General features: G+C 43.8%; 21 protein-coding genes. 7 read left to right on the forward strand and 14 right to left on the reverse strand.

Annotated features, from left to right (window positions below):
• Positions 1-98: 98 nt before the first annotated feature.
• Together PAV_RS18030 and PAV_RS18035 are read right to left on the reverse strand one after the other, a co-directional pair.
• The gene (locus PAV_RS18030) at positions 99-1,400 is read right to left on the reverse strand and encodes a DUF2325 domain-containing protein (RefSeq protein ID WP_157266959.1); all 1,302 of its coding nucleotides are present in this window, start codon (positions 1,398-1,400) and stop codon (positions 99-101) included.
• The gene (locus PAV_RS18035) at positions 1,337-2,389 is read right to left on the reverse strand and encodes a coiled-coil domain-containing protein (protein ID WP_005548761.1); all 1,053 of its coding nucleotides are present in this window, start codon (positions 2,387-2,389) and stop codon (positions 1,337-1,339) included. The genes PAV_RS18030 and PAV_RS18035 overlap by 64 nt, the downstream gene beginning before the upstream one ends.
• A 347-nt stretch (positions 2,390-2,736) precedes the next feature.
• On the opposite strand from PAV_RS18035, the gene PAV_RS18040 reads away from it, so the two are divergent.
• The 5 genes from PAV_RS18040 to PAV_RS18060 all read left to right on the forward strand — a co-directional run bounded on the left by PAV_RS18040 (position 2,737) and on the right by PAV_RS18060 (position 6,071).
• Positions 2,737-3,006, forward strand: coding sequence for a YciI family protein (locus tag PAV_RS18040; protein ID WP_005548762.1), 270 nt, complete (start codon positions 2,737-2,739; stop codon positions 3,004-3,006).
• Positions 3,007-3,097: 91 nt separating this feature from the next.
• Complete coding sequence (locus PAV_RS18045; RefSeq protein ID WP_005548763.1) at positions 3,098-3,730, forward strand: DJ-1/PfpI family protein; 633 nt, start codon at positions 3,098-3,100, stop codon at positions 3,728-3,730.
• Positions 3,727-4,677 (forward strand): helix-turn-helix transcriptional regulator, encoded by a 951-nt coding sequence (locus tag PAV_RS18050; RefSeq protein WP_005548764.1) that lies wholly within the window; start codon positions 3,727-3,729, stop codon positions 4,675-4,677. The genes PAV_RS18045 and PAV_RS18050 overlap by 4 nt, the downstream gene beginning before the upstream one ends.
• A gap of 62 nt (positions 4,678-4,739) precedes the next feature.
• A complete protein-coding gene (locus PAV_RS18055) occupies positions 4,740-5,504 on the forward strand; it encodes an effector binding domain-containing protein (protein WP_005548765.1) in 765 nt (254 codons plus the stop codon).
• Positions 5,505-5,522: 18 nt separating this feature from the next.
• Positions 5,523-6,071, forward strand: coding sequence for a DinB family protein (locus tag PAV_RS18060; RefSeq protein ID WP_005548766.1), 549 nt, complete (start codon positions 5,523-5,525; stop codon positions 6,069-6,071).
• A gap of 29 nt (positions 6,072-6,100) precedes the next feature.
• Here the strand turns inward: PAV_RS18060 and PAV_RS36920 are convergent, their stop codons facing one another.
• The 6 genes from PAV_RS36920 to PAV_RS18090 form a co-directional block, all read right to left on the reverse strand.
• On the reverse strand, positions 6,101-6,223 hold the full coding sequence (locus tag PAV_RS36920) for a hypothetical protein (RefSeq protein ID WP_262866651.1): 123 nt from the start codon (positions 6,221-6,223) through the stop codon (positions 6,101-6,103).
• A complete protein-coding gene (locus PAV_RS18065) occupies positions 6,220-7,200 on the reverse strand; it encodes an erythromycin esterase family protein (protein ID WP_051135158.1) in 981 nt (326 codons plus the stop codon). The genes PAV_RS36920 and PAV_RS18065 overlap by 4 nt, the downstream gene beginning before the upstream one ends.
• A 231-nt stretch (positions 7,201-7,431) precedes the next feature.
• The gene (gene hflX, locus PAV_RS18070) at positions 7,432-8,706 is read right to left on the reverse strand and encodes a GTPase HflX (protein WP_005548768.1); all 1,275 of its coding nucleotides are present in this window, start codon (positions 8,704-8,706) and stop codon (positions 7,432-7,434) included.
• Positions 8,707-9,436: 730 nt separating this feature from the next.
• Positions 9,437-9,895 (reverse strand): hypothetical protein, encoded by a 459-nt coding sequence (locus PAV_RS18080; RefSeq protein WP_005548770.1) that lies wholly within the window; start codon positions 9,893-9,895, stop codon positions 9,437-9,439.
• A gap of 207 nt (positions 9,896-10,102) precedes the next feature.
• A complete protein-coding gene (locus PAV_RS18085; protein WP_005548771.1) occupies positions 10,103-10,687 on the reverse strand; it encodes a TetR/AcrR family transcriptional regulator in 585 nt (194 codons plus the stop codon).
• 54 nt (positions 10,688-10,741) lie between these two features.
• Positions 10,742-11,365: a hypothetical protein gene (locus PAV_RS18090; RefSeq protein WP_005548773.1), complete on the reverse strand. Its 624-nt coding sequence runs from the start codon at positions 11,363-11,365 to the stop codon at positions 10,742-10,744.
• Positions 11,366-11,580: 215 nt separating this feature from the next.
• On the opposite strand from PAV_RS18090, the gene PAV_RS18095 reads away from it, so the two are divergent.
• Together PAV_RS18095 and PAV_RS18100 are read left to right on the forward strand one after the other, a co-directional pair.
• Complete coding sequence (locus PAV_RS18095) at positions 11,581-11,847, forward strand: RHS repeat domain-containing protein (protein ID WP_005548775.1); 267 nt, start codon at positions 11,581-11,583, stop codon at positions 11,845-11,847.
• Entirely contained in the window at positions 11,802-13,298 is a 1,497-nt protein-coding gene (locus PAV_RS18100) for a hypothetical protein (RefSeq protein WP_005548779.1), read from the forward strand. The genes PAV_RS18095 and PAV_RS18100 overlap by 46 nt, the downstream gene beginning before the upstream one ends.
• Positions 13,299-13,443: 145 nt before the next feature.
• Here PAV_RS18100 and PAV_RS18105 read toward each other — a convergent pair whose 3' ends face one another.
• The 6 genes from PAV_RS18105 to PAV_RS18135 all read right to left on the reverse strand — a co-directional run bounded on the left by PAV_RS18105 (position 13,444) and on the right by PAV_RS18135 (position 24,153).
• Positions 13,444-13,782: a hypothetical protein gene (locus PAV_RS18105; RefSeq protein WP_005548781.1), complete on the reverse strand. Its 339-nt coding sequence runs from the start codon at positions 13,780-13,782 to the stop codon at positions 13,444-13,446.
• Positions 13,783-13,826: 44 nt separating this feature from the next.
• On the reverse strand, positions 13,827-15,002 hold the full coding sequence (locus PAV_RS18110; protein ID WP_005548783.1) for a hypothetical protein: 1,176 nt from the start codon (positions 15,000-15,002) through the stop codon (positions 13,827-13,829).
• A 173-nt stretch (positions 15,003-15,175) separates the two neighbouring features.
• Entirely contained in the window at positions 15,176-15,877 is a 702-nt protein-coding gene (locus tag PAV_RS18115) for a hypothetical protein (RefSeq protein ID WP_157266962.1), read from the reverse strand.
• A 973-nt stretch (positions 15,878-16,850) separates the two neighbouring features.
• Complete coding sequence (locus tag PAV_RS18125) at positions 16,851-17,231, reverse strand: Imm8 family immunity protein (protein WP_005548790.1); 381 nt, start codon at positions 17,229-17,231, stop codon at positions 16,851-16,853.
• A 24-nt stretch (positions 17,232-17,255) separates the two neighbouring features.
• Positions 17,256-22,637, reverse strand: a complete 5,382-nt coding sequence (locus PAV_RS32495; protein ID WP_005548792.1) for a polymorphic toxin-type HINT domain-containing protein — start codon at positions 22,635-22,637, stop codon at positions 17,256-17,258.
• A 70-nt stretch (positions 22,638-22,707) separates the two neighbouring features.
• Positions 22,708-24,153 (reverse strand): hypothetical protein, encoded by a 1,446-nt coding sequence (locus tag PAV_RS18135; protein ID WP_005548794.1) that lies wholly within the window; start codon positions 24,151-24,153, stop codon positions 22,708-22,710.
• Positions 24,154-24,805 lie beyond the last annotated feature (652 nt).

The following is a 24,805-nucleotide window of genomic DNA, read 5'->3' on the forward strand; positions in this document are numbered from 1 at the left end:
CTCATCGCGATTAATGAGACATGCAGATTCATATAGGAAAAGAATCGCACTTGCCCATAAAAAAGAGAGGGCACTACTCCCTCTCCTGCCATTTCTATTTAATTTGCTTTGGCATGCGCAATGATTTGCTCTTGATGACTCCATAGGAGATGACGCAGATTCGATTTGGAGCCCTCGATGAAATAGAACGGAATCTGATTCTGCTTCGCGATTTCAACACAATCCCAATAGGCTTGATGCGAGGTTGCCGTAAGCAAAAGGAATAATGCGGATGAGCGCTTCAGATCGTGGAAGATCCGTTTCGGATTTTTCCCATTCTCATGCACCAGTTCGGCCCCTGTCTCTGCAACCACTTCTTCAAACCATTTTTTGAGTCCGCCGACAATGGTAATTTGATGCCCTTTCAGGAATGGCTCTGGTTTCTCGTACTCCTTCTTCGCCTGTGCCTTCGCTGCACGCGCTCCAGCTCCGCCTTGACCTTGGCTCCCATTCATTGCTGTTCGTTTCGCTTCAAGTTCTAATCCAGGCTGAGCCCGATATAAGCGGGATAATCGTGCTACTTGCTTCCCAATCTCTACGTTAAATGAGCAAGGATCCCCATCCTTCGGCGTACGAATGGCCACATCCCGCTCATGCAGCGGGAAGCGGCTCTGTGGATCATTCAGGTCAACACAGTACCAGGTGAAATGCTCTCCGAGCTGTACATAGCCATCATATTGAATAATAGAGCTGTTGCTGTCATCTCCTTGCAGGAGCAGTTCAATATCGTACTGCGTTGGATCATGCTGCTTCGGACGGCACAGCACACCAGCCTCATGCTGCAATTGGTGCTGAAGCACTAGACTTTCCGTAATGTTGAATGTTTGACCGGTCTCCAATACAATGTAGCCGCCATGATCACGGCGGAAGAACGTGCCATTCACTCCGCTCTCGTCTGTCTCGTCGGACAGTTCTGCATCCGTAGCCATTATTGCATAGGGCTCAGTAAAATTGCTACCTGCTTCCCGCTCCGAAAGCGCTGTACCGCTGCTCTCTAACGCACATGCCGACTCTGCATATGGGATCGATTCATGTCTTTGATGTTCCTGCACAACATTCAATTGACCTTCCGGCTGTGCCTTGCCAGAATGGGAATGCTCTGGAGGTGTAACAGACCGTTCAGGAGAGTGCTCACTTCGCTCTTCTATAAATTGCTCAAGCTCATCAATGAGCTCCAGTGACATACGGATTTTCTGTCTTCCGTCCTTGCCAGAATGCATGGCTGCGTGGCGAGCCGCATGAAGTGTATCCTCCACATCGGCATATAACAGTTGAATCAATTCCTGAACCGACGAGGTTAATGACTTAGGACGCAGAACTTCCGCTTTTGCGGCGGCAGCGGATTTTTCAACTGCATGCACTGCCGATTCAATTCATCGTTGTCCGCTCGCAGCACAGTAAGCTGCCTGCGCAATTGTGTCAGCTTCTCCTCTTGGCTATGCAATTCATGACGAATGGACTCCGTCTGTTCTTCCTTGCCAGCAATCTCTTGCTGCATCAACTCAGACTCCTTCAGCAGCTTGCTCCGTTCTTGACGGCTCAGCCGAAGCTCCTCGTGAAGCTGTGTGATTTGCGCTTCTAATTCTTGAATATGTACATCCTTGTCCTGCTGCACTTGCTTCAGCTTCTGCTCGACATGCTGAAGCTGGAGTGCTGTATCAGACAGTTGACGATTTAAGCGATGAATCTGCTTCTCCGTCTTGCCTAGCGCGTTCTCCGCCTGCTTGCGCAAATGTGCTTCATGATTCAGTTTCTTCTTCATTTCTATCAATCGGTGTTCCAATTCCGTTGAGGGTTCAGAAGTATCAACAGCCGGTGCTGCTTCTTCTAATAGAGAGGATGGTTCACTTGCCATATGCAACACAGCCTCAGCAGGGAATTCTGTAATTAATCCTTCCCTACTCTCCAACTCTTCCATGGCCTGGTTCCAAAGTGACTCTTGCTCGGTTCTGCCTGGATGAAAATACAATGACCAATAGTAATGCCAAAAGCCGTGTTCTGCCACAATGGACTCCTGCCGTGTAAGAAACGCTTCCAGACTATTTTCATCTTCCTCTTCTAAGATGACCATGAGTTGCTTGATTATTGACGTGATTAGTGTATATTTTCGATTAAAATGATCCTGTCTTGATTTTACGTATTTGCGAATCTCTTTAATAAATAATATGGTGGGCATACTTTTCGAAGTGCGAACCGAGGGTAAATGCAGGTCTATCGCCATTTCTCGCCTTGCCGCACTCGACATTTCCTTAAATAGAGCTACCAGCTTATCCATTGATATCGTTTGGGTCAGCTCTTCTTCTATAAAATCTTTGTACTTTTGTACCTCTTCGGCTAATTCAGTTCGCATTGATAACCCTCCCTGGATAAAAGTCAAGATGTCATTCATCTGCCGTTCATTGAACTCGATGTAATCCCTAAGAAGAGTTTTCATAAAATAAGATTTCTAAATTAACACTTGCTATTATTATAATTTATATCATAGAGAACGTAGATTTCAACTGCTCCTGCAAGAAAAGTAATCGCCCTTTTCCGCGCTGAGACCGCCTTTCTTCCTCTAATGCTGTCGATTTGTATTCCTTGACGTCAACTCTAAGCTAATTTCGTCGAATTATAGAAAATCTGTCGCAAGCCCATCCATTTGCTATAATGAATGCAAAGAACACACTAAGGGAGTCAATGGGAGGGGTATTGAACATGGCCTATTTTGCAGCAATTCTGGAAATGCAGGACGAAAGTAAAAACTTGACGTATCGCCCAAATCATTTAGAATACTTGGAACAACTCGGCAAAGAGGGGAAAGTATTCGCGAAGGGGCCGTTTGGTGACGGATCAGGCGGCATGGTCATTTACATTGCCGAGAATTTAGAGGAAGCCAAGCAACTTGCCGAGAACGATCCTTATATACAAGAAGGCGTACGCAAATTGGACTTGCGCGAATGGAAGCTCCAGCTCGTTCAGGCATAATTCGCTTCATGCTTCGTTATTCGCAATCATGCCCCACTGGTTCGCCCCGGTGCGGGCATGTTCTTCTATATTAGGAAGGAGATGAACTTGAATGAATCAGCAATGGAATGTAGGAATTGTGTTATTCGATGATGTTGAGGTGCTGGACTTTGCAGGCCCTTTCGAGGTGCTGTCAGTTACAACCTATCCCGATCAAGATCCTGACACGACTGCCTTAAAACCATTTCAAGTGCGCACGGTATCGGAGCACGGCAATATGATTACCGCACGTAACGGACTGAAGGTCGTTCCTGACTTCAGCTTCTGCAATGCGCCGCATTTTGATATCGTCATCGTCCCTGGAGGGCTCGGAGCAAGAAAACGGGAACTCCATAACCCGCACATGATCAAATGGATTCAGGAGCGAATGCGCACTGTCGATTATATGACCTCAGTATGCACAGGAGCACTGCTGCTTGCGGAGGCAGGCCTGCTGAATGGGAAGCGTGCAACGACGCATTGGGCCAGTTATGATCTGTTAGCAAATAAGTATCCAGAGGTTGAAGTCGTACGAGATGTAAAGTTTGTTGCAGATGGCTCCATCGTGTCATCCGGCGGCATTTCCGCTGGCATCCATATGGCCTTCTACCTTGTCCAGCAGCTTCTTGGCGCGGAGGTTGCCCGAACAACTGCGAAAGATATGGAATACGACATTGTATTCGACTCAAGCAGCAGCGCAACATGAAAATTGATCGCTTGCTATCCATAGTCATTCTCCTTATGAATCACAAGCTGGTTCAGGCCAAGGAACTGGCTGACCGCTTCGAGGTATCCGTAAGAACGATTTATCGGGACATTGACGCGATCAACCAAGCTGGCATCCCCATCGTCACGTATCAAGGAGCCGGCGGCGGCATCGGTCTGGCGGAAGGTTACCGGCTTGATCGAAACCTGCTGACGAACGATGAGCTTGCCGCTATTGTGACTGCGCTGCAAAGCATCTCCTCCTCCCACCCAAGCACCGACAATGAACTGCTTGTTGAGAAGCTGAGCAGCATTGTACCGCCAGCAGATTCAGCGCAGTTCCAATTGAAGACGCAGCAGTTTTTAGTAGACTTCTCCCCTTGGGGCAGCAATGGCGTGCAGGAGCAAAAGCTGTTGAGGCTGAAAAATGCGATTGAGCAGCAGCATGCCGTCACGTTTACCTATTGCAACGCCGGCGGGAAGGTATCCGTCCGCACCGCTGAACCCTATACGCTTGTACTGAAGCAACAGCGTTGGTATCTGTATGCATACTGCAGGCTGCGTGATCAGTTCCGCCTGTTCAAGCTGCTCCGCATGAAAGACCTGCACGTAGAAGCCCAGATCTTCGAGCGGCAGGAGGTTGCTGTTCATGACCTTCCTTGGGATCAAGAGTGGCATGCCCCGGAACGTACGGAAAGGGTCGTCCTTCGCTTCGATGCTGAGGTGCGTCATATAGCGGAAGAATGGTTCGGCGTGGAGGAGTTGCAGGAAGACGTCGAAGGCACCGTAGTGGCATCTGTTCCGTTCCCGGTTGACAACTGGCTATACGGCTTTATTCTGAGCTTTGGCAATCATGTCGAAGTGCTTGAACCGCAGTTCATTCGACAGCATATCAACCAAATCGCGGCTCGTATTGTTGAAAAATATGAAACGCAAAATGGAACCTGACAGAGTGTTGTCAGGTTCTCTTTTTTATAATGAAGCCATCAACGATACAGGAGTGATCATTCATGAATCAAATGATATGCCAAAGCTGTGGAATGCCGATGGAGCAGGAGAATCAGTTCGGAACGAATAAGGAAAACAAGCTAGTTCGTGAATATTGTATTCACTGCTACAAGGATGGAGCATTCACAAATCCCGATATTACACTTGAAGAGATGATCGACATCTGTGTGCCATTTATGGTGCTGGATGGAATGGAAGAATCGACTGCCCGTACGATGTTGCAGCAATTCCTGCCGGACTTGAAGCGCTGGAGCGTCGCGAACGGAGATGCAGCCGCTTCACTCCAACCAAACCGAATTGTAGAACTGGGTGCGATGAAACTTGCCGGGATTGCAACGCGTACAACGAATGCCAATGAAATGAGCGGCAATGGCAAGCTGGGGCCGTTGTGGGGCCAGTTCTGGTCAGAGCAGATTGCCGTACGTATTCCCAATGTCAAAGAGCCTGGAACCATTTACGGCTGCTACAGCGACTATGAGAATGGGGCTATGGGCGAATATACGATGCTCATAGGTGCTTCCATTGATTTGAGCGCAGATGCCCCAGCAGGATTGGAAGTCGCGGAGGTGCCGGCTGCCAAATATGCCGTTTTCACGACAGAACGCGGCCCTGTTACCGAGGTTGTTGCCCGCGCTTGGCAGTCCATCTGGAAATGGTCGCTATCTTCAGGCGAAGAGCGAACCTTTACCGGAGATTTCGAGCGTTATGACGAGCGCAGCGCCAATCCGCAGAATGCACAGGTTGATATTTATATTGCAATAAAATAGAGAATGGAGGCTTCGAATATGATTGCGTTAGACGAACAAACCATTCTACGGTATAAACAATTTACAAAGTGGACCGACACCTTGCGTCAAATTAATGAGAGTGTCTGGTCACAACCGATTGCGGAAGGTAAAGCAACTGTTGCTGAAGTTATTTCGCATCTTACGAACTGGGATAAGCACTTGCTCTTCACCGTCATCCCTGCGATTCAGAACGGGGAAGGAATGCTCTTTCCTGATTTTGACCCATTTAATAAGCTTGCTTATGATTATGCCAATTCTGGGGTATCTCAAAATCATCTGCTCGAAGAGTTCAAGCAAACGCGCCATCAGCTCGTTGAAGCACTGTTAGCTGATCCTGACATGGCTGCAAAGCAGGTTCCCGCAAATGGAGAAGCAACATGTCCATACACGGGCATCCCTTATTCTTTGCTGTACGTCATTCATGAATTTAACGCTCACGACAGCCATCATAAGAAACAAATTGAATCGGTATTGCAACACATGGAGCACTCCGACAAATTCATGCCGCGACAAACTCAATACCATAACAAAAACGCCCTTAGATAGGGCGTTTTTCGTTTGACTTAATAGCTGCTCTAGAATTGATTTGTGCTCGGCAAATAGGTTGGCATCTTCACTTGCTTGATTAGCAGCACGCCATCAAAGTGTCGTCTCAGCTCCAGCGGGAACGGCATCATCACCTGGTAAGAAGCAATCATCCGTTCGAACATCCACGAACCAGCCATGCCAAATTGCTAGCCATTGCCCGATCCCGCCATTCCATCATGGCCTGCGCTCCGCTGTAATCTCCTTGTTCCGTCAATTGATTGGACAGAATGCACAGCTCATTGAATTCCTGAATAACCCGGATGCGATCCTGCAGTGCGCGTTTCATCAGCTTGACGATATGCGGCTCATCTGGAAATTCACGCTTTATTGCGTCTGCATTGTTCGCCACGGCTTGCAGCAGTTCTTCGTATACCTTAACTAACTCAGGCTTCGCCTTGCGGAACCCGTCCAGATCCTTACTCAGTCTCCACTTATGAACCTCCCGTTCCGCTTGCAGCGCTTTGTTCTTCAGCGACTTGCTTGGTATCCAATCCGCATGATTGAAGAGCGAGGACTGCATCTGGATATCGAAGCCCGCAAGCCGCAACGGAGATTCGCTTGCATGCGTTGCCTTCATATATTCGAACAGCGGCTTCGTCTCTTCTGTCCACCAGACGCCGAATATGGAACGCTTCATCGTCTGCTGAGCCGCACTCTTTTTCATTTCTCCTTGAGCTAGCGCAGCATCGCCCAATCCGCTCTCAAAGGCAACAATGTTGTATCCAAGCGTCTGATGCAAATATTGAATCATGCGCGTCTTGACCAAACTGAATTCAGCAACTCCATGCGAATTTTCGCCCAAATAGACAATTCGCTTGTCAGCCAGCAGCGGAATTAGCATATCTAGATCACTAAATTTACCTTGTTCGATCCATCCACCGCTCGAAGACCATTGTTCCGGTTGTATTTTGCTCATAGCATAAGCATGATCCACCGCCCAATGTTTCCACTCGGACAGTGCGACTTGATATGATCTTGCTATCCCCTCGGCTCCAACAACCGGCGTAAAAGCAGACGCAAGCATGATCAAGGAGAGCAGTGAGCAAAAAAAGCGATGTCTACCCCATTTGCTTTCTTTTCTATTCATCTAACTACAGCCCCTTCTTAGCGCATCGTTTCTTTATTATCTTCATCATACGGATTCCGTTGCTAGCCTTTTTGACAATTTGTGCTCTCTTTCAATTTTTTCGATACGATAACAGGTGAGTCCCTATCAGTTCCATAAAAAAGACGACCCTCTAAGCAGCTAAGCTGCCTAAGGATCGCCTCAGAGACACAATCGTTACTGTCTATTTCACTTGCAAAAAGAGATTGCCGCTTAAGACGGCTGCACATATTGTGCAAACTTCTGATAATCGCTCTGCTTGCATTCTAGAACCAGCTTCGTGCCCTGTTCTTCATATTCGGTCGCAAGCACATGCGCATGCTCGTTCAGGTAAGAAACATGCTGCCCTTCATGATACGGAATGAGCATTTCGCACTTTACGTAATTGCGGAATACCTGTCCTCGAATCGCTGCGATTAGCTCATCCAGCCCCTGCTTGCCCTTGGCTGAAATATATAAGGAATTGTCCTGTGATTCCGGGATTTCGCCCTCTTTCAAATCGATCTTGTTATAAGCATAAATCATCGGAATATCTTCTACACCGATTGCCTTCAGCGTCTCATTCGTAATGTGAATGTGCTGCTCGTACTCCGAATTGGAAAAGTCAACGACATGCACGAGCAGATCAGCTTCTCGCACTTCCTCCAGCGTAGAGCGGAATGCCTTCACGAGATGATGCGGCAGCTTGCTGACAAAGCCAACGGTATCTGTAAGCAGAAACTCTTTGTTATCCTCCAGCTCAATGTTGCGGACGGACGTTTCCAGCGTTGCGAACAGCATATCCTTTTCGAACACGAATTTCTCCTGCGAACCTGTAAACTTCTCTACGAGCGCATTCATAACCGTCGATTTGCCCGCATTCGTATAACCGACAAGCGAAACGACTGGAATTTCCGTCTTCTTCCGTTTCTTGCGCTGAATTTGACGATGCGCTACGAGCGCTTCCAGCTCTCTGCTCATAGCCGTAATCCTTTCTTCGATCCGGCGGCGATCCAACTCAAGCTTTGTCTCCCCCGTCCCGCGGTTCTTCGTGCCGACACCGCCGCTTTGGCGGCCAAGCGATTCACGCAGGCCAACAAGGCGCGGCAGCATATATTGCAGCTCTGCCACCTCAACCTGAAGCTGTGCCTCGCGTGTCTTCGCACGCTGTCCGAAGATATCCAGAATAAGCAGCGTGCGATCTACGACTTTGCAGTCCAGATCGGCTTCAAGATTGCGAAGCTGCGACGGAGACAGCTCATCATTGAAAATGACAAGATTGGCTTCATGCTGATTGAGCATCATCGTAATTTCCTGCAGCTTGCCTGTGCCAATATAATGCGATGTATGAAGGCGGCTCAAATTCTGCGTTACCCTGCCAACGATTTGAATATCGCAGGCGCCAGCCAAGTTCGCCAATTCCTCCATCGAATAATCAAAGTCAGGCTGATGATTCATATTTACACCGACAAGCACGGCTTTTTGTAATTCAATGGTTAGTTGTTCCATATATTCATTCCTCCAAATGTTCTGTTCAGTTCAATTCGTTATCTCTTCCATACAGCCTGGTGCATCAAAAAAACACAGGCCTCCCGCCTGTGCTCCGAGTAATCGTTCAATTGTTGGATCGCATCCTTGGTTGTCGGACAACATCCAGCCAGCCTGATTGAGTGTCCCTATAACAGAATGTTGGTATTCTGTCTTACAGGAACCGCGTTCCCATTCGAATCGCTGGATGCGGCACTTCCCTAACCTGCTGCCATGCAGGTGCGACTGCGCATCGACTGCGCATTTCTACACCTCCACACCTTTACACTTCGTAAGATACGCTTCCACTAGAGCCCGAAATCCAAAAACGGATCGACAAACAAGCGAAGACGCACCATTACTCAAGCTGAAAGAGAAGCAGTTCTCCCCTTCATCAGCAGCAGACGGGCATTATGGGCACAACAAAAGAGGGCAGGCACGATCTCCTCCCTCTTCTGTCGCAAACCAATCCTATACGGTTCCGTAGCAACAAGGCAGACCAATCCCGATTACTCTGCACACAGGCAGAGCTTATGAGCACTATTCAGTTAGTGACACATGCATTCAATCGGATTCTTCCGAAGCGGAAGTTGGTTGCCTTATTTACCACTGTGAACCCTCCGTTCTGTCAAAGTTATCCTCATCCTAACACAGCCAAAGTATTGAAGCAAGTAGTTATCTGCACAAATCTTATTCTCCTAGATGCATACAACTAACTAGAGCTAAGGACAAAGGCGTCGAAATCGATAAGAAAATCGGATTTATTCTCGTAATACATGCTGTATGTACCCGGCGATAACGTAATGGACGGAGTGCTAAATGTTCCGTTGACATTAATCGGGACAAAGCTGCCGTTATTATTATTGTGCAGGATGAAGTGTGAGTAGATCGGTTTTCCATTGTTCGAGCTATCGGATGGGCTTTGGAACACGCGGAACGTAATCGTATATGTCGTATTAAGCGTGAAGGTTCCCTCTACCTTTCTCATCGTGCCTTCTTTATTAAGGTAACGATGCCAAAAACGATAAATTACATTGTCTGAAGCAGTCTGTTCCTGAGAAACCGATGGGGTCGATCCGTGAATTGCATCAGAACTCGTCTGCGCAAAAGCAGTCTGAGAAAGCATGGCAACGCACGAGATCGCAAGCAATAAAGCAAATGCTCTTTTCAAATGTATCCACTCCACTTCAATTCAATTTTGTAACAATATAACAATATCGTTCTGTAATGGGAAATATTCCTGTAATACAATGATTTACATTTCAGAAACGAATGTAAAAGTTTCTCAACTGGCTAAAAACAAAAACACAGGCCTCCTGCCTGTGCTCCGAGTAATCACTCAATGGTAAAGTAAGTAGTTATATATACAAAATAATCGTCAGCGCTCCGACGTGCCTACAACATTTCCATACATGACAATCGTTAGCACCATGTCGAAAATTTCGGAAAAACGGTAGCGGCTCTCAGCCAGATAATCGGTATCGGTCAACGATTCGATCGCTGCAAAGATAATATGTGCTACAACGCCTTGATCGATATTCTTCCGAAAATTGCCTTGCTCGGCACCATCCTCTAATACCTTCACCAAATGATTAATGATGACGTGCTTGCGCAAATTTTGAAATTTCTCATATAAAACAGGCACACTGTGCTGTATATCCTCGATCGCGGATCGCTCAATACCGTTTAGACGTTCTACCATCAAGGCCATAAAGATGCGCAGCTTCACTTCAGGCTCTTGCTTGCTTGCAAGCAGCTCATGAATGTCAGTCTCGATTTCTTGAAACAGCTTCTCGATCACAATTTCCAGCAAGTCGTATTTTGAATCGAAATAGCGGTAAAGCGTAGCCTTGCTCATGCCAATCCCCTGCACGAGATCGTCCACGGATAGATTGGAGTAACCGTGCCGAAAGAACTGGGATGAAGCATGGTGTAGCAGTCTCGCTTCCGTCTTTTTACTCATATCAGGTATCCTCTTCCAGAAAGATAATATCTACTGCAATGAATTATGTACATTCTAAACAAGAGCGGCGATTAGAGCAATCGGTAGGAGAACGGCATAAGGAATGATCAGGAGCAGGGTCACCTTCCCGTTCCCTGTCAATTTTCGAAGCAGCAGCGGTGCAAGAACCCAATACATTTGAGCCGTATACAAGCCGGGGAAATATTCGCCGAAATAAAGACTCCACGTCGTATGAGCAATCGCATTGCCGAGCGCACCATAGGCGGTAAAAAACAAAACGGGAATAAGAAGAACAGGCTTGCGCCGGATGAAAGCAAAGATAGCAGCAAGAGCGAAGCAGGAATAGGAGACCATGTTCAGCACAACAAAAAATTGCGCAGTATAAGGTTCGCCGCCATAGATGAGAGGAAAGCGAGTCGCAAATCCAGTAGAGAATTCTTCGGAAAAATGAATGAACTGCCAAGCTAAAACACCGAAGAAAAACGGCAGTATTTGCAATGGTTCACTCGGTTCAATTTTCCTCCTATACAATGTAATAAAAATCGAGTACGCAAACACGATACCAAGGGCAAAGGTGACGATTAACTCATACCCTGAGCTAAGATAACAAAAGAGCAAAAAGAGAAAAGCAGAAAGGAATGTAGCGATTACGACATCTTTTTTCTTAATCCATACCATGCAAACCCCTCCCTTTTTTGAAACTTTTAATACTAATATAGTTTCATATTATCATTTTAGAACGCAAAAAATGAGCTGTCAATGCAGGGTGACAGTGTATGTTGTCATACAATAGAAATGATTACAAATCTATTCTGTATTCCGCATTAGATTTTATCTACAATAGAGTTATTCATAAAATAAAATCAACTAATTCAACTTACAAGGAGTCGTACATGAAAATTTTTTTAAAATATGGAATTGTTTTTCTATCACTATTAATTATTTTTATTTTTATTTTCTTCAACCAACAACTAGCCTTGGCTGAAGAAGTAAAATACAAATATGATTCGTCCGGGAGAGTAAAGCTGGTTAAACAAGAAGATAAACAGTACGAGTATGATTACGACGCTAATGGAAATTTGTTAAAAAAACAAAACAAACAGCAGTTAATTTGTTGGAAAATGGAGGCTTTGAGTATTACTCAGGTAGCTATGGACTAGCAGATGGTTGGGGAAACTATGAACAAGACGGAGTTATCGGAACTTACGCAATTGAAGAGAACAAAGTAATGGCCGGCAAGCGTGCTCAAAGGATGGATGCCTACTCATTAAACGGCAATGGCATGAGCCTCATGCAGACGGTAGCCGTCGAGCAAGGCAAAAATTACATTCTTCATAGCCATATTAAAGTCGAAAAGATCTCCAATGCTAAAGTGAATCTAACTCTTGGGTTTTACGATGCAAATGGTAAAGTTGTAGGGTGGCCCGCTAGCGGCAGTATTAATGAAGATACGAAAGGTGAGTTCTTCGTTCTGTCTACAAACGGAGTCGTTCCCCAGGGGGCCGTCAGAGCTGCCGTTCAAGTTAACATCATTGGATCGAATGGCAAGGGTACCGCTTCGGTCGTTGTGGACGGCATGCATTTGACTTATTCAACTGAACCTAATCTCTTGGCCAATAGCGGGTTTGAGAGTTACACAGGTTCAACTGGATTGGCAGATGGCTGGTGGAATTTTGCAGAAGGCGGAGTTATCGGAACCTACGGGATTGAGGAAAACAAAGTAATGGCCGGCAAGCGTGCTCAAAAAATGGACGCCTCCTCTTTAAACGGCAAAAGCATGAGCCTCATGCAGACGGTAGCTGTCGAGCAAGGCAAAAATTACGTTCTTCATAGCCATATTAATGTCGAAAAGATTTCCAATGCTAAAGTGAATCTAACTCTTGGGTTTTACGATGCCAATGGTAAAGTCGTTGGGTGGCCCGCTAGTGGCAGTATTAATGAAGATACGAAAGGTGAGTACTTCGTTCTGTCTACGAACGGAGTCGTTCCTCAGGGAGCCGTCAGAGCTGCCGTTCAAGTTAACATCATTGGATCGAATGGCAAAGGAACCGCTTCGATCGTTGTCGATGGCATGCATTTGACTTATTCAACTGAACCTAATCTCTTGGCCAATAGTGGGTTTGAGAGCTACACAGGTTCAACTGGATTGGCAGATGGCTGGTGGAATTTTGCGGAAGACGGAGTTATCGGAACCTACGGGATTGAGGAAAACAAAATAATGGCCGGCAAGCGTGCTCAAAAAATGGACGCCTCCTCTTTAAACGGCAATGGCATGAGCCTCATGCAGACGGTAGCTGTCGAGCAAGGCAAAAATTACGTTCTTCATAGCCATATTAATGTCGAAAAGATTTCCAATGCTAAAGTGAATCTAACTCTTGGGTTTTACGATGCCAATGGCAAAGTCGTTGGGTGGCCCGCTAGCGGCAGTATTAACGATGATACGAAAGGTGAGTTCTTCGCTCTGTCTACGAACGGAGTCGTTCCCCAGGGGGCCGTTAGAGCTGCCGTTCAAGTTAACATCATTGGCGTGAATGGCAAAGGTACCGCTTCGGTAATTATAGATGATATGAACCTAAACTATGCAGAGGGAACATTCTTATTAAAGAACTAACAATTCGCTTCGAGACACGATACAGAGAAGAAGAATCCTCTTTCTAATGATCAGCCTTCTCTGTATTCCAATATTACCTATACTCACTAGGATGATGACTACTGCTCCTTATGAAAATACATAGACATCGGATGTTAAATCAATATTATGGGAATAAGGACAACGTAATATTCCATGAAGTCCCATCATAGTTCATTGTCTGATTTTGATTAACAATAAAATATATAGAATCCCCTTTTTCCACTTCTACTGAGATTTTTATATCGCTCCCTTTGATATCATCATTTGAAATTGTATGCCATCCGGTTACAGGCCAAATTTGGCTTTTATTTTTCATAATTTTTACGCGAACCCCATCACCAAGAACTTGCCCTTTTAGTTTTGCTACGTTCCCCGTAATTTGAAGACTCCCATTTCTCGGAGAAACCCAGGTTCGTACAACATCGTTTCCATCTGGATGCATGAAATCTTGAGCAATTCTCAACCAATAAGAACTCCCCTGCCACTGTTTACGCTCATCATTCCACGTTAAGTTCTTATACTCTTTCCCATCCCACTCTTGATAGTACCAATTATCTTTGCCTTGGATCGTCGAGAATTCCCCTTTGAACCATTATAAACAGAAGGGATATACATGATCATTGGATTCCAATAGGTGGTATCATAATCGATCGTTTGATTCTGATTTACTATAAAATAAATGGAATCCCCTTTCTCTACCTCCGTCACTAAAGAAATATTCACGCCTTTCGTATCATCACATGCTATATCCTTCCATTCTGATGTTGGCCATATCTGAGTACGATTTTTCTTTATTTTTACACGTACCCCATCCCCATATATTTGCCTTTCTAATTTTGCGACTTTTCCGGTAATATTTATTTTACCATCCTTTGGGGCTACCCATTTTCGTACCGAATCATTACCATCAGGATGCTGAAACTCTCTAGCTATTCTGAGCCAGAAAGTACTACCTTGCCATTGCTTTAGGTCAGCATTCCAAGTCAGGTCTTTGTACTCTTTCCCATTCCATTCTTGATAATACCAGTTACCGTCCCCTTGTATTGAAGAAAACTCTTTAATTGCAGAAGACGTAATATATGTGATTTTAGGATCCCAATATGTTCCATCATAATCAATTGTTTGCTTTTGATTAACTATGAAAAAGATAGAATCCCCTTTTTCTACCTCTGTCGTTATATTAACATCTATGCCCTGAGTATCATTGAATGCTATCTCTTGCCAACCGGAAGAGGGCCATATTTGGACTTCATTTTTCATTACTTTCACTTGAACGCCATCCCCGAGTACTTGGCCCTCCATTTTTGCTACCTTCCCCATTATTTTGATTTCTCCACGTTTCGGGGCTACCCATTTTCGAACCGAATCATTACCATCCGGATGTTGAAACTCACGAGCCACCCTTAGCCAATACTGACTTCCTTTCCACTGTTTTAATGCATCATCCCATTCTAAACTTTTATATTCTTTTCCATCCCATTCTTGATAGTACCAATGATTTCTTCCTTGATTCGATGAGAAATCACTAGATGCAACATAGGGGATCTCATTATCACGATATATTTTCATCTTTTCTACTAAATTACCGTTGTTATCATATATAAATTCGGTTTGCGTCAATCGGTTTGATTCATCATATGTATAATCTATATTTTCTGCATATATGAGTCCTGACTGGATCATGGTTAATAATTACAATCAAAAAGGGGATTACTCCCTTTTTCGTTTTTTCATGATTACGTATCCCTTCTAAAATTATTTTCACGTCACATCAAATTTCCATTAGCATCATACTGATACTCATCTTTTTTTATTATAATATCATCTAGGGATAACGATCCTCCATTATGAATTCCTCATACGACGAGAAAATAGTTTTCTTCCTCTCCTGTTTTAAAGGTAATCGTCTTCGTTCCCGTCTTACTCGCTTGTCCTGTCCATTCCGTCCACCCTTTATCGCTTTTAAAATCCGATCCTACTCCCCTGGCCGTAAAATAAAAATAACCATTATTATTTCCTTGTACAGGCTCTACTATGCTCTTATAAGAAAACATCACCGCATAGGTTGTAATTTTTTCAAACTGTACTTTATTCGCATTGGTGTAAATCGCATCTTTCCACTCTTCTTTCAGAGAGGATTCCACATACACAGAATGCTTTCCCGTGATGATTTGCTGCGGGTCGCTTGTTATCCTGCCGGCTCCCGCTATGTAATTTGTTTGGTTCAGGTCTCCTCTCTCGAACGACTCACTCAACTTTTGAATACTTATATCATCTAAGGATAATGCCCCTCCGTTATGGATTCCCCATATTAGAAAATAGTTTTCTTCCTCGCCTGTTTTAAAGGTGACCGTCTTCGTTCCCATCTTGCCCGCTTGTCCTGTCCATTCCATCCACCCTTTATCGCTTTTATAATCCGAGCCTACTCCCCTGGCCGTAAAATAAAAGTACCCATTTTTCCCTTGTACAGGCTCTACTATGCTCTTATAAGAAAACGTCACCGCATAGGTTGTATTTTTTTTCAAACTGTACTTTATTCTTGTTAGTATAAATTGCATCTTTCCACTCTTCTTTTGGAGAGGACTCCACATACACAGAATGCTTTCCCGTGATGATTTGCTGCGGGTCGCTTGTTATCCTGCCGGCTCCCGCTATGTAATTTGTTTGGTTCAGGTCTCCTCTCTCGAACGACTCTATAACGTTACTAAAATCGTTTAAATCACGAGATATACCAGCCATCACATAGCTGTCACATGAAATTGTAAAGTATAACATGCTTATAAGAAAAAGATAAGCCACTCTTTTTATGCATTCATTCATTTTACGATCACCTTTCTTTTATACTTTCTTTACTGTATGACATTACAATTGTTCTTTCGTGCTACTTTTTACTTAGAAGCGTAACGGATCTACGGTTACTGTACCTAATGCGGTATCTTCTACCGCAAAGGTGTTAAAATGCACTCTTTCTCGGCCGCTTTACCGGAGGTTATGCATTTACACTTAGCCAGTCCGTGTTTCCGCTATTCGAATGGCACATCGTTTCCCATTAACTTGTTGTTCACATCGAAATAATTCAGGATGACCTGCACCTTGGCATTGTTTAAGTTCGAAAATCGCAATCTGAATGTTCAATGTAAGATGTTGCTCCTGTTATACCGGTACGTCTTATAAGAATGTATGCATTACTCCTTTGGGCATGCTCGTGCCTTTACCAGTTTCATTTTTCTAAAGTAAGCCGTATGTAGTATTCCCCCGTATCTTAACCCCCCATAAAATTTGACACAATTCTTTATATTCTACGCTCCTTATAATCTATTCTCATAGATTATACCTTCATTGGAATATAGCTGAATACGTTTCGTTTGTATGATTTTACTAGCTTGAAGATAAAAGCTTAATTTTTGAAAAAGCCGAACCTCAGATGCTTTGAATTCGGTTACGATCCTGAACGCTGTCTATCGTACGTCAGCTCAGGTGAATAAGTAAGAAAAACCTCGAAGGTAATCAAACCCTTCGAGGCCCTAGAAATTAATTATTCTTATTTAGTCTTTCCATTGCTTCTTCAAGTGTTTCATATTGGATGTTATCATATTCCCAATCTAAATAACGATTAATAGCTTTTGCAACTTCATCCCAAGTAGGTCGGATACAATCCTCTAATATCTTATTAATTTCCTTCTCTACTAAAGTCAAATCAAATTCATTTACAATGAATGTCGCTCTGCCATCTATTATCTTATCTTCATCTAAAATAGCAAGCAGTCTTTTAGGTGTCATTACCCTAAAATAAAAATACTCGACTCCTTCTGAATCAGCGGTCCCTATATCTGCGCTCGCAGGAAGTACGAAATCATCTTTTTGTTCAGCTTCTCCACGAACTAATATTCTCTTTAGGACAGGAACTACCATATACTCACTCTCTCTTTAATTAATTTATTCGATGTCGACATGATAATTAGTAAGTTGTTTCCCTTTACTATTAAATGTCTCAAAATTAGCTTCATACACCGTAGTTCCTTGTTTTTTGCTCTTACCGTATTTTACTCCAGTTCTCACAGATCTCGACCCGTCTTTACTAATGTATAACATTCCACCATCAATTTTTTGTATTTTAGCACCTTTTCCTACGAAATCAAGAGCAGCATCATTTACAAGGCTTGCGGATACTTTTGCCCCCGCTAATCCATCAATGGATTTTTTTGAGTTTCTAGCCATATTTGCTAGGTCAGAAGCTGTACCGCAAAAACTGTTAATATTATGAACCCAAATTCCCAATTCACTTACGAAGTAAGTATGGAAATCTGCAACAGTAAAGTTATAAACCTTAACTTTCTCATCATGCTTTACAATCTTAATGTTGTCAATTGTTAAGGTATTTCCGTTACTCTGCTGTAGCTTATCCTTCACTTGCAAGTCTACCGCTAATACCCAACCTTTACCTTCTACCCAAAACGGATGATTGTCGGTTGTCTCAATGGCCTGGTCACCTACTGTTAGTTCATAGATGACTTCCTTATCATTTCGATAAAGATGCGTAACTTCCTTATACGCAGTCTCGCCTGTTTCTTCATTCTTGGAAAGAACCTTATCTCCGACCTCAATGTCTTCGATATTCTTCTCCCCTTCGTCTGTTAATACCTTCGTCCCTGCTGTAAAACAATTACACTTTGCAAGTGAATTCACTGCTTTACTAACTTTAGATCCAACTTTACCAGCTTTTAATACTTTTCCCCAAGGCAGAAAAGAAGCTACAGTCAGGGCTTTTTCATTCAAAGAGCCATCAGGATTCAAAAGCGTATTTACATCATCCAGTATTAAAAAATTGGCTCCTTCAACTAACAATGTTTTACCTGCTTCGGCCTGTCCTTTTAGAATCGTCTTGCATTGTCCCGGACTCGCTGCACACGTCATTGCAGGTGTTGGTGCCATCGGTATCCCAATATGTCCACTCGGATCTACGTATTTCAACGGATTATTCTTTACATACGTATACAAATTCTGGCTCAGCGGGTTACCCAGTTCCCCTTCATACGTATCCTCATTAATAAATCGTCCGATGCTTGGATCGTACCATCTTGCACGCAAATATTGCAAATTCGTTGCCGCATCCCAATACTCTCCCGAGTAGCGGAAGTTGTTCGGTACTTGCTCCTCTTGGGTCAATGGGTTGCCCCAGATATCATAAGTGTAACGGTTCAGTACATTTCCTTGCGCATCCCGGATTTCGGTAATGTCACCGTGTCCATTGGATACGTAGTAGTGCATATCTTGTCCCGGAACCTGACGGGCCATTAGCTTACCTTTCGATTCATGAATATATGCTGCCGTAATCGTGACGCTGCCGTTCGCTTCTACCTTGCCTTCTGCGACAATCTTTGCCCGATCATCATAATAATAACGAGTCGTCACGCCGCCTTCGGTGCGTTCTACCATCAGGTTGTCCCCATTATAGCGATAGCTAACGCCTTTGCCGTCTTCCGTCGTTACTTGGGTCAGGCGGTTGCGGCTATCGTATGCATAGTTAGCTCCCTTGATATCCGGTACCTGATCACTTTGCAACGTGCTGCGGTTATCCCGTTGATCGTACGTATAGGCCTCATTGAATTGGCTTGATGTCTTGATCCGGTTCAGTGGATCGTAGCTGAATTGGAAAGTCGATCCATTGTCGTTTTTCGCTACAATGTTGCGATTGTTGTCGTACTGGTACGCATACTGTCCGAATTGCACATTGTTCTGAGACTGTTGAATACCTGACAGATTGAATCCATCGTAATTGTATGATTCGCTATATCCGTTTAAAGAGTTAAATTTTGCAAGCTGCTTGGATTGTGGGTTGAATTCGTATGTAAATTCCGATAGGATCGTGCCGCTTCCATCCAGTGCCTTTAGCTTCGTAGGAGTCGGCTGTTCATATAGGTAATCTACATTAGACGTCAGGGCAAAGTTAGATGTCGTAACCGTTTGCTTGGTGCGCAACTGGCGTGCTTCATAGTCAAAGCTCAGCTTCGTTTGATCCGGATACAGAATCGATTCCAATTCGCCCGTTGGATAATAGGCATATTGGGTCTTTCCCGTACCGTCGGACATCGATACTCGTCTTCCCATCGCATCATACTGATACATTATCGTCTCGTCCGAAGCCTTGCTGCTCGTTAACAAATCAAGCTGGTTATACTCGAATTCTTGCGTTTGTCCTTTTTTGTCCACGAGCCGTGCAATATTGCCGTTCGCGTCATAATACATCTTTTTGCTTTGCTTGCTTGGATCGATTTGCTGGATCAAGCGACCGATTTCATCATATTTTTTCTGAACGGTATTACCATCCGCATATTTGACTTCAACCATATCACCCAGCAAATTATATTGGTAGCGAGTCGTTTTGCCTTCTCCGTCCGTAACGGCTATCAGACGCCCCAATGCGTCATACTCATAGTTGGTCACGTTATTGTTAGCATCGGTTGAACTCGTTACATTTCCTGCATAATCATACTTGTAACGTGCCAACACTACATTTCCAGATGGCTTGAGCTCTTCCTTCAATGTCACTCTGCCTAGAATATCGTACGTTTCTTTAATCGGATTGTTTGTTCCGTCTATCACGGTTTTGGTATTTGCGCCGTCATCATACTGATAACGCGTAGCAGCAAAATACCCCGGTTGTTCAGCTATGACACGTCCCCAGGCATCATATTCATATTGGGTGGCCGAACCGTTGAAGTCTCCCTTGGAAATCAAATCGCCATATTCGTTGTAACGATGCTCTGCCGTCCCTCGCCCATTCGTTTCCTTGATTAATCGTCCGAAAGGATCAAAGAATCGCTCCGTTTGTTGTCCGGCTGCATCCGTGACTACTATACGATTGTTCACGTCGTCATATTCAATCTTGGTTTGTGACCCGTCAGCATTAGTTACCGCAGTTACACGATTCAAATCATCATACGTATAGGTGATGGCCTGTCCTTTGCCATCCACAAATTGATACAGCATGCCAGTCTCGGGAATATATCTGGCCTCTGTCGTCAACTCTCCGGACACGCCATCCGCATCCTTAACCGTTACCGATTGCTTATTCGGGAACATATAGTTATGGATTTCATTGAACTCCTGCCGAATGACGGTGTCCTTCGCGTTATCGCCTTTGATTTGAATCGTCGTCGGATTGCCATGCACGTCGCGCTCATAGCGAACTTGATTCAATAACCGCCCCTGACCGTCTTGCAGAGTAGTCTGCTGAAGACCACCATGCTCGGTTTCATATTCATACTGGGCGATCAGGTCGGACTGAGGGCCAACAGCCGTAGTCATTTTCGTCAGCTTTTGAGCCTGAGCTTGAGGAATGTACTTATATTCATAGCTGCTGGTTACGTTTAGAGGGTTAGTCTCCTCAATGACATTTCCGAATTCATCATATTTATAACTTGTCGTTCTCGTAGAAGAGCCTGAAGCTCCGTAACTGGTTTCCGAAATCCAAATGGGCTTGGAATGCAGCATTTTCCTATCCGAATTTTCATTATATCTATAGGTAACGCTCTTGCTTTCATTGCTTCCTTTTGCTGTCGTTTCACTTTTATTATGATAAAGAATCGGTGGATCTAACGTAAAAGTGTAGTAGTTCCCCTCATTCATTCTTTCATATTCTTCTCTGTAACTGACAGAATAGTTATGATTAGTGATGGTACGGCCATCATCCACCCTAACATTATAGGTAACATTTCCGAATATCTTTCCGAAATCTTCTGGAAATGTAACGGTTTGCCGATTAGAGACAACGGTAGCACCCGTATTCGTGCTATACAGCAGTTTGCGTTCGTTATATACGACCTGGTATTCAATCGCGTAAAAACCTATCTTGCGGATCTCGGACGAACTAGTGAACTGGGACTGTGCTTTGGTCGGATGCTCGATCATCCCCAGCGTTACACAATCGGTTACTCCCCAATAGAGCATTTGTTCGCTGAAATCTTCCTTTTTATTAAACATACTGTATCCCGGAAGAATATTGGATGGCAGTGTACGTATTTCGTAATAATAAGTCGTGATTCGCCCTACTGAATCAACGACCTCTTTTAATATATATCGGTCTTCAGCATTTAGGGTAATCTTTTTTCTCACATATTTGACGACTTGTTCCTTGGGTTGATTCGTTGCAGGATCTGTATATTTTACCGCTGCTTCTACGTGATTACCCATGTCTCGAATGTAGAGATAATTGGATTTCCCCTTCTCTTTTCCTGCTTTGGTCGAAGCAGCTATTCTAAATAATTCATCTCCAATATGGGTAAAGTCGAGACAGTTATTATTTTGGTCATTTATCCGCAAAAGCAGGCCGTCTTCATCAAAATAGTAATCTAATCCCTGATTGTAATCGCCAAGAATATATCGAGATCCTTTCGGCGCGTCATTTTTTTTGTCGTCGTAAACCGGACCAAAACTCAAATCTCTGAAGGGATTACCCACTATATCGTATCCATCTATCGCGAATGTTCCGCGTTGGGGAAGATAAAGAAATTTTTGATCTTCGGCTACTTTAAGATAAGGGATATCCCACATCCACCCTTTTCCTAGCGAAGAACGACGCTCTTCTTCCGGCTTGCGGGGCAACTGTTTATGTCTTGCCTCACTGTAGTAAATATCATCTTTACCGCGCGAACTATCGTACACGCGACGCAATTCGAAGTCCAAACCATTCGGCCCGGGAAGAACGAGATCAGTTTGCTCTACATGCAGAGAACCATCGATTGTCGAAATACTCTCGCCGGCGTCCCCGACTGAATATGGCGCTTGATCAAACTTTAGCTCTTTTTGCTTCAATGCAAAGCTATCATAGTTCGAAGAGGACACGGATCGCTTAGAGCGACGAAATTTGGGAACCTCATATACAGAGTCCGTAACGCTTGTTTTCTTAACATCCCCGTCACTCTCCACGTTCGACAAATGATCATACACGCTTGTCGTTACCGAAGGCTGCTGTTCTGAGGCATTTCGCGAAATATTAGGATACAAGCGGTTCATATATTGCTCGTACGAGCCTCCGCGCTGCTTCTCCAGCAGCCCCTCATAGATATGGTGCAGCAGGTATCCTTTGGTTACTTCACCATAAACCCAATCGCCATCAACTTGAAATTTTTCGGCTACTGATGAAACTGTAATAATATCTTGCGGATTTAGATCCTTAGGCTGTTGGCTGTACACTGCATCAGTAACTGAAAGATTAGACAGCTCAGCATCGGATGACATCACTTCTTGAGCATAAGTAAGTGGTATACTCGTAAACGCTAAAATAAATGTTAAAATTAGTGATATATACTTCTTCACGCTGCTTCTCCTGTTCAATGTTTTTATGTATCAAAAAACACCTTAATTAAATGAATAGAGCTTACATCATTCACTTACTCTTTTCACGCCTAATTAAGTTGCCATTTGCATCATAGTAATGATAAATGATTCTACCATCTGGAGATGTTATCGTTTCCAACTTGTTGCCAGCATCGTATGAATATATCGTCGCGTGTGCTTCAGAATCATAATGGATGGATATCGTCCAATTCGTACTATCGCAATGATTCGTACCGTTCGCATTTATTACAAAATATAAAACTCCGCCTTCGCTTATCGGCAGTACGGTATCATGATCCACCCCAGCATCATTGTTATAATCCAGCTTCGCCTGCCAAACTGCATTGTAGCCGTTTAAAATGGTTGCTTTGACACCATCGCCACATGCTGTATTACTTTTGGATACGTGTCCACTCACACGTACCGAACCTGACTTTGGAGCCACCCATTTTCGGACGGAATCAGCCTTATCAGGATGCTGCATCCTATGTGCAACGATCGAAAATGGATATTTTCCTCTCCACAATTTTTCGTTGAAGTCCCACTTTAAATCCTCATATTGGGAGTCCTCTAATTCTTGATAATACCAATTGGACTGCCCTTGTGCCGAGCTAAATCCAGATGCAGAAGAGTAAGTTAGATCAGCACTCGGTAGCATATAAGTTATTCGGGGATCCCATGAGGTACCGTCACAATCCGTACTTTCATTCGAAGCTACTAGAAAACGCAACTTATCATCTACATGAACGGTTATATCATGTTGGACTTGGAGGCCTTCTGCATCATCAAATTGAATAAGAGTTGACCATACGACTTTGTTGTTTTTCTGGATGGATGCAATGATTCCATTTCCGCACTTCGTGTTCTCCTTGGCCACCTTTCCCGAAATTCGGATCAGTCCGGATTCCGGTGCATTCCAAGTTCGTACAGAGCTTAGATCGGTTGGATGTTGAAAAGAACGCCCTATGAGCGAATATTGACTTTTCCCTTTCCACACTTGATCCTTCCCATCCCAATTCAGAAATGAAAAAGCACTTCCTTGACCCTCCTCATAATACCAATTGTTCTGTCCTTGAACGCCACTAAATCCTTCAGAGGCAGAATAGGCTAATGAAGTGTTCTTGTCTAAATAGGAGATGCTTGGGTCCCAATATGTACCGTCACAATAATTGTTCTGTTCTCCCTTATTCACGATAAAGTAAAGTGCTTCACCAGAGTTAATATGCGTTTCATAGTTTGTCATTACCCCGTCGATGTCGTTATACTCGATATGGGTCTTCCAAAGTAATTTCGTATTTTTCCTTATTTCTACTCTAACGCCATCCCCGCATCCGGGATTACTCTTTGCTACGCGTCCATTTATACGAATTAAGCCACTCTTGGGCGCTACCCATTTCCTTGCAACATCCGTTACATCCGGATGATGGATGCCTGCCGCAATGATGGTAAAAGGATGACTCCCCCTCCATAATTGTTCCGACTCATCCCACTTCAAATTAACGTACTCTTTCCCATTCCATTCTTGATAAAACCATTGATTCTCCCCTTGAATGGAACTGTAGTCTTTACTAGATACATATGTATTTTATCCAGTTGAGCAAATATTCTGTTCTCGCTATGGATAAAAATAAGAATGAAGAATGCAAGCATTACCGTAATTTTGATATATGTCCCTTTTGATCGCAAAATAATCCTGAGTCCTCCTTTTTTATACGATTAATACCGGATTCTAAAGGAACATTAATATTATTTCCATATATTCATAGATTCATATAATATCATTATTTTCCCTACTGCACATTTATTATTTATTAGCATTAATTTGTAAAAAATGGACGTTTGATGACCCTTTCATCTGTAATGACGACAACTTATGTTTTTAGCAGTATCTACGGTAACTATTCTTCGTCTATCTTTCTCTGTACTTGGAATTTCTCTTGTAATAACCATTTATATTCATTTTATTTGCATTATGAATTACTGTTTACTCGATTAGCGACTGTTCCCAATGCCGCTGCAACTTTTGTATTTTCATACGTACCCCGTTCAATATTTCCTTGAGTCACAAGCACTTTCTCTGCGAAACTAGCATTAGCGGCGCTTGAGCTCATAAAGTAACAGTACCGCCACTATCCCTATTAAATGAT

The sequence above is a fragment of the Paenibacillus alvei DSM 29 genome, assembly GCF_000293805.1.
Classification (GTDB): domain Bacteria; phylum Bacillota; class Bacilli; order Paenibacillales; family Paenibacillaceae; genus Paenibacillus_B; species Paenibacillus_B alvei.

Coding starts and splice junctions, on each gene's coding strand:
- PAV_RS18065 (WP_051135158.1), bottom strand. CDS start 7,200: ATGAATAGAAAAGAAAGCAAATGGGGTAGACATCGCTTTTTTTGCTCA.
- PAV_RS18050 (WP_005548764.1), top strand. CDS start 3,727: ATGAAAATTGATCGCTTGCTATCCATAGTCATTCTCCTTATGAATCAC.
- PAV_RS36920 (WP_262866651.1), bottom strand. CDS start 6,223: ATGATTGCTTCTTACCAGGTGATGATGCCGTTCCCGCTGGAGCTGAGA.
- PAV_RS18085 (WP_005548771.1), bottom strand. CDS start 10,687: ATGAGTAAAAAGACGGAAGCGAGACTGCTACACCATGCTTCATCCCAG.
- PAV_RS18090 (WP_005548773.1), bottom strand. CDS start 11,365: ATGGTATGGATTAAGAAAAAAGATGTCGTAATCGCTACATTCCTTTCT.
- PAV_RS18060 (WP_005548766.1), top strand. CDS start 5,523: ATGATTGCGTTAGACGAACAAACCATTCTACGGTATAAACAATTTACA.
- PAV_RS18110 (WP_005548783.1), bottom strand. CDS start 15,002: ATGATCCAGTCAGGACTCATATATGCAGAAAATATAGATTATACATAT.
- PAV_RS18115 (WP_157266962.1), bottom strand. CDS start 15,877: ATGCAATTTATACTAACAAGAATAAAGTACAGTTTGAAAAAAAATACA.
- hflX (WP_005548768.1), bottom strand. CDS start 8,706: ATGGAACAACTAACCATTGAATTACAAAAAGCCGTGCTTGTCGGTGTA.
- PAV_RS18040 (WP_005548762.1), top strand. CDS start 2,737: ATGGCCTATTTTGCAGCAATTCTGGAAATGCAGGACGAAAGTAAAAAC.
- PAV_RS18045 (WP_005548763.1), top strand. CDS start 3,098: ATGAATCAGCAATGGAATGTAGGAATTGTGTTATTCGATGATGTTGAG.
- PAV_RS18035 (WP_005548761.1), bottom strand. CDS start 2,389: ATGCGAACTGAATTAGCCGAAGAGGTACAAAAGTACAAAGATTTTATA.
- PAV_RS18125 (WP_005548790.1), bottom strand. CDS start 17,231: ATGGTAGTTCCTGTCCTAAAGAGAATATTAGTTCGTGGAGAAGCTGAA.
- PAV_RS18055 (WP_005548765.1), top strand. CDS start 4,740: ATGAATCAAATGATATGCCAAAGCTGTGGAATGCCGATGGAGCAGGAG.
- PAV_RS18095 (WP_005548775.1), top strand. CDS start 11,581: ATGAAAATTTTTTTAAAATATGGAATTGTTTTTCTATCACTATTAATT.